Source organism: Neisseria sp. P0021.S007, assembly GCF_051956855.1.
The window spans coordinates 1-558 of record NZ_JBQCXA010000964.1; the positions used below are offsets into that span (position 1 = coordinate 1).

Here is a 558-nt window from a genome sequence, read left to right on the forward strand (position 1 = left end):
AACTGGCACAGCACGCTTTACTACTTTATAGCTTATAATGCAGTTATTACAAAAGGTAAGATATGAATGATCGCCAGATTGATCAGGCCTTGGTAGAGCGCGCACAGAAGGGCGAACAAAAAGCATTCGAGATGCTGATGTCCAAATATCAGCGTCGGCTCATCCGATTGATTTCCCGTTTTGTCAAAGACGAACACGAAGTCAACGATGTGGCGCAAGAGGCAATGATTAGGGCTTATCGGGCCTTGCCGAACTTCCGAGGCGAGAGTGCTTTTTATACTTGGTTGTACCGGATTGCCATCAATACCGCCAAGAACTTCTTAGTAACATCAGGAAAGCAGCCGTTCGTCAGTGCAGAGGCTGCTAACGAAGACGGGGATATCCTGGATTTATCGGATCAGATTGCGGATTACCATACGCCGGAAGCTGAAATGATCAATCGGGAAATCCTCCAAACAGTCGAATCAACGATTTCGCATTTGCCCGAAGACTTACGCAAAGCCATTACCTTGAGGGAAATGGACGGTTTGTCTTACGAGGAAATAGCCAAAATTATGG

The 558-nt window shown here is 46.2% G+C and carries 1 protein-coding gene; it reads left to right on the forward strand.

The window, feature by feature from the left end; translation table 11 throughout:
• Positions 1 to 62 precede the first annotated feature (62 nt).
• Positions 63 to 558, forward strand: a 496-nt coding sequence (locus ACTHUR_RS16975) for a sigma-70 family RNA polymerase sigma factor (RefSeq protein ID WP_440399866.1), incomplete at its 3' end; no start/stop codon positions are given.